General features: G+C 68.4%; 3 protein-coding genes. All 3 read left to right on the top strand.

Annotated features, from left to right (window positions below; translation table 11 throughout):
- A partial coding sequence (locus DD1DGNOD_RS11230) for a WD40 repeat domain-containing protein (protein ID WP_131770066.1) occupies nt 1-2597 on the top strand: 2597 nt, incomplete at its 5' end.
- A 103-nt stretch (nt 2598-2700) separates the two neighbouring features.
- The gene (locus DD1DGNOD_RS11225) at nt 2701-3261 is read left to right on the top strand and encodes a GrpB family protein (protein WP_241255656.1); all 561 of its coding nucleotides are present in this window, start codon (nt 2701-2703) and stop codon (nt 3259-3261) included.
- Nucleotides 3262-3516: 255 nt separating this feature from the next.
- Nucleotides 3517-5057: PAS domain-containing protein (locus DD1DGNOD_RS11220; protein ID WP_283234680.1), on the top strand; the 1541-nt coding region annotated here is incomplete at its 3' end.

Here is a 5057-nt window from a genome sequence, read left to right as displayed (position 1 = left end):
CGGAAATCGCGCATGAAGCACTCATCACCTCCTGGAATCTGCTTGCCGGATGGATGCGGGAGGACGCCGACTTCCTCGACTGGCGGCAGCGCATGGAAGACCGGGGCCCCGACGACCTGCTGACGGGAGCGGCGCTGTGGGAGGCCGAGCAGTATCTCCAGCAGCGCTCCGAAGAGGTTCCGGAGGTGGTCCGCTCCCTCATGCTGCGAAGCCGCGACGCCCAGCAGCGAAGAATCACCGAGCTGGAGGAGGCGAACGCGCGGGCTGCGGCCGCGCTCGCGCAGGCGGAAGAAGCACGCAGACGCGCCGAGCAGGATCGCGAGAACGCGGAACGCAACGCTCGACGAGCGGATGCGCTACGGCTGGCCGCCACCGCGGATCTGCTCAGAGTCGACGGCACGGCCGCGTTGGCGACAGCGCTGGCAATCGCCATCGAATCCCTGCGCCGCGAACCGACCTTCGCCGGCGATCTGGCCGTCCGGCGGATACTCGCAAGCTCTCCGGAGCTGGTGTGGAGCACCGAGGACACGGTCGCGGTGAACGCGATCGACATCAGTGCGGACGGATCCCTCGTCGTCGTCGGCGACAGTACCGGGAAGATCTCGATATGGAACACCGTCCGCGGCGGGACGGCCCACCTTTCGACGATTCGCCCTTTCCGGCACGTCGAGTTTCGGCACGTCGAGCCTGCTTTCGCCGTCCTTTTCAGCCCGGACGCGCAACGACTGGCGACCGTCAGCGTCCGCGGACGGCTGCAGCTGTGGGGTCTGGACTCCCCGGACGGCCCGCAGCAGCTGATCAGCGACGACAGTTGCGTAAAAGCTCCGATCTTCAGCCCCGACGGCACCTTCATGGCCACGATTCGAGCTGACGGATCGGCGTTGATCTGGGATCTCGGCGTCGGCCTCGGCCTCGTCCAGGAACTCATACACATCACCGACGACACGGTCGACAAGGTTGCCTTCAGCCCGGGAAGCCTCCGGATCGTGACGACCAACGAGAAGGGGCAGGCTCTGGTCCGTCTGGGTATGGGCGCCCCTTTCTTCGTCATATCGCACGACGAACCGATCCACGCCGTCACGTTCACCCCGGACGGAAGCCGGATCGTGACGGCGACCGACCGCGTCCCGCTGAAGATGGTCGGTGCCGCCGACGGCCGCGAGGTGTTCCGGGTGGACCACCCCGAACAGCTTCAGGACGTCGTCTTCACCCGTGACGGCGGGGTCTGCTTCTCCGCCAGCCTCGAACGGTCCGTCTCGACCCGTGACACGCACTCCGGAAAGGAAATCATCAGGTTTCGGGCCCGCAGTTCCCCGGTTGCCATGTCACCGGACGACGACGGCTCACGTGTGGCGATCGCCTACCGCGACGGCCCGATCCGGGTCCACGACGTGGCGACAGGCGACGAGACGGCCCGCATCGACCACAGTCACCAGTTCATCCAGATCAAGCTCAGCGCCGACGGCACCCGGTTGGCGACGATTTCCGCCGATCGCACGGCACAGGTGTGGAAGGCACGGGCGGAGGCGGAGCTCCTCCGCTTCTCACACCCCGACCTGGTGACGGCGGTCTGCTTCAGCCCCGACGGTTCACGGCTGGCCACCGCCTGCGAGGACGGACCGGTCAGACTGTGGAACATCCGGACCGGCGAGAAGGTGCTGGAGGTCGGCGGCGCCGCCGCGACCAACCGGGTCCGTTTCAACCTGGACGGCTCCTGGCTGGTGACCGGCGGGGACGACGGTGCGGCGACCGTCTGGGAGACCGCATCCGGGGAGATCGTCAGGCGCGTCGAGCATAGGAGCATGGTCAACGATGTCGCGATCAGCCGGGACAGCCGCCTGCTCGCCACCGCGGACGCCGGCGGAACGGTCCGCGTCCTCGACCTGACGGCTCCCGGGAACCATCAGCGTTTTGCCACCAGACCGGGAGGATGGATCACCAGCGTCGAGTTCGATCCGGCAGGTCGACACGTCGCCGTCCTCACCGACGACCGCATCACGGCGGTCTGGGACTGTCACACCGCAACCGAGGTATGGCGGGGGATCGACACGACGGCGACGGCCTTCCATCCATCCGGATCCGTCCTGGCGACAGCCGACGTCGAAGGCTCGGTCCGGCTGTGGGATTTCCTGAGATCCGACCTGATTGACGAGGTGTGCCGCTCGCGGGAGATCCGGTCGATCACGTTCAGCCCGGACGGCTGCGACCTGGCGGTCGCAGGCTCAGGCGGCCTGCTGCAGATCTGGACAGTGAGCCTGGACGCCGGGGACCTGCGGGCGGAAAGCAGGAGCATCGGCGGGGGCAGCTGGGTGAAAACGTCCGCCTTCAACGCAACAGGCTCCATGATCGCAACCGGTGGAAGGGACGGTACCGCTCGAGTGTGGGACGTCCCCTCCGGTGCGGAGGTCTGCCGGATGTCACACGACGACTGGGTCAGCGCGGTCGCCTTCAGCCCCAACGGAATGTGGCTGGCATCCGCGAGCAACGACCGGACCGCCCGGCTGTGGCCGTGCGACGTGGATCTGCTGCTCGAACAGGCGGAAAACCGGCTCGTCCGGCACCTGACGCCCGAGGAACGCCGGCTGTACCGCATATAAGAACCTGCTCCATATAAGAACCTGCTCCGAGCACACCGCCGCGCAGCGGACCGACAAACGTCGAGAAGGACGAGAACAGCGAGAGTAACGAGGAGGCGTGGACGTGACCGTGCGTCGTGAGCTTGTCGGCGGTGTCGAGCACCGCCCGATCGTGATCGTGGACTACTCGGCGAACTGGCCGACCCGGTTCGCCCGGGAACAGCGCCGCATCCGCGCCGCGCTCGCCGCCACCGCCGTCCGTGTCGACCACGTCGGTTCCACCGCGGTTGCGGGACTGGCCGCCAAACCGATCGTCGACGTCCAGGTCGGCGTCCCCGACGTCGACGCCGAGCAGCACTACGCCGGACCGCTGGTCGCAGCCGGGTACGTCCTGCGGGTCCGCGAGCTGGGGCATCGCATGTTCCGTACGCCCGACCTCGCCGTCCACGTGCATGTCTGCACGGCCGGCAGCGGCTGGGAGCGCCGGCACCTGCTTTTCCGTGACTGGCTGCGCCGCAACGCCACCGACCGTGCAGCCTACGAAACCCTCAAGCGCAGCCTTGCCGCCCGGGACTGGCCCGACATGAACGCCTACGCCGACGCGAAAAGCGCTCTCATCACCGAGATCACGCACCGGGCGCAGGAGTGGGCGCACACCACCGGCTGGACGCCCGGCGCGCCCTGACGCGCACTGGCGCGCCCTGAGATGGAACGAGACGATGAGCATCGGTCACCTGCAGCACCTCGATTACGTCCGCGGGCTACTGCACGCACACCCCACCGCCACCGTCGGCCTCCACACCTGCTGTGTTTCCCCGGGGCGGGTTTCACCCCGGGGAACTACAGCAGGCCACCGCCGGGGACCGCACCATCCAGCTCGTCGATCTGCAACGGCTCTACCACGGCGGATAAGAGCGCGCGCCCGGCACCAGGGGCGTGGATGCAAGACAAGGAGGGTGTGGCGATCCCGGTTCGTCCGCGTCCGCACGGGGAAGACGGGGGTGAGATGAGCGGCGAGGGAGCACACAACACCATGTCAGGAGATCAGTTCGGCGATCTCCCTCTGGAACATGTGGTAACAGCCGGTGTCGATGCGCACGGCACGGTCACCGCATGGAGCACGAACGCGTGCCGGCTGCTCGGATACCTACCGGCCGAGATCATCGGGCGGGCGGTTTTCGATCTTCTTGCCGTCCCACTTCCGGAGCCGGCCCGGCGCCGCCTGGCGAACAGGCAGGGCTGGAGCGGGAAGGTGACCCTTCGTCACCGCGACGGGCACGGTCTGGACGTATGGCTGCGCGCCCAGCCGTTGCTGGGCGGCGACGAGGCGGTGGCCCAGTGGTTCGTGACCGCTGTCGCCTCGCCGGACCTGCGCGAGTACCGGGCTGATCGGGCGCTGGTGGACTGGGCGTTCGCCCAGGCTCCGATCGGCCTGGCGATCTTCGACACCGAGGCGCGGTTCAGACGGCTGAACGCCGAGGGGGTCCGCATGCTCGGGGTCGGAGAAAACGACATACGCGGGCGTCCCGCAACAGAGGCGTTTTCCCACCCCGCGTACCGCGAGGCATGGGATAAGCTGCGCCGGGCGGTTGAGACCGGTGAGCCGGCACGGTACGAGGCCTTCCGCCGGGCACAGGCCGAGTCCTACAGGCGCGCCTGGGCGGTCACCATGTCCCCGGTGCGCGACCCAGTAGGCCAGGTACGAGGCGTGTTCGTCGCCTCGCTCGACATCAGCGAGCAGTACTGGGCCGAGCAGCGCCTCACCCTGCTCAACGAGGCCAACACCGCCATCGGCAGCGCCCTGGACGTGGAACGCACCGCCCAGGAACTGGCCGACATCGCCGTCCCCCGCTTCGCCGACTGGGTCAGCGTCGACCTGCTGGATGCCGTCTACCACGGCAACGAACCAGCATCCGGCCCCGTCACCACCCCGGTAGCCCTACGCCGCATCGCCCACCAGTCCGCCCTCCCAGGCCAGCCCGAAGCCGTTGTCGCACTCGGCCAGACAGACACCTACCCACCGCACTCACCCATATCCAAAGTCCTCGCCACCGGCCAGGCCGCGTACTACCGGATCTCCGACCCGGAGATAACCCGCTGGGTGGCCGACAGCCCCGCCCGAGCCGCCCGCGTCCGCGAATACGGATTCCACTCCATCATGATCGTCCCACTACGCGCCCGCGGCACCACCCTCGGCATCGCCCTCCTCGCCCGCCACCGGCGTCCCGAACCCTTCACCCCCGACGATCTCCTCCTCGCCGAGGAGCTCGGCGCCCACACCGCCGTCTGCCTCGACAACGCCCGCCGCTACACCCGCGAACGCGCCACCACCCTCACTCTCCAACGCAGCCTGCTCCCCCAGCAACTCCCCCAACCGGCCGCCGTCGAGATCGCCTCCCGCTACCTGCCCGCCGGCGCCCAAGCCGGCGTCGGCGGCGACTGGTACGACGTCATCCCACTGTCGGGGGCGCGCGTCGCCCT

It is taken from the genome of Candidatus Protofrankia californiensis, assembly GCF_900634765.1.
In the GTDB taxonomy this organism is placed as follows: domain Bacteria; phylum Actinomycetota; class Actinomycetes; order Frankiales; family Frankiaceae; genus Protofrankia; species Protofrankia californiensis.
Note: the sequence above shows the minus strand (reverse complement) of the source record. Positions and strands in the feature narration are given on the sequence as shown.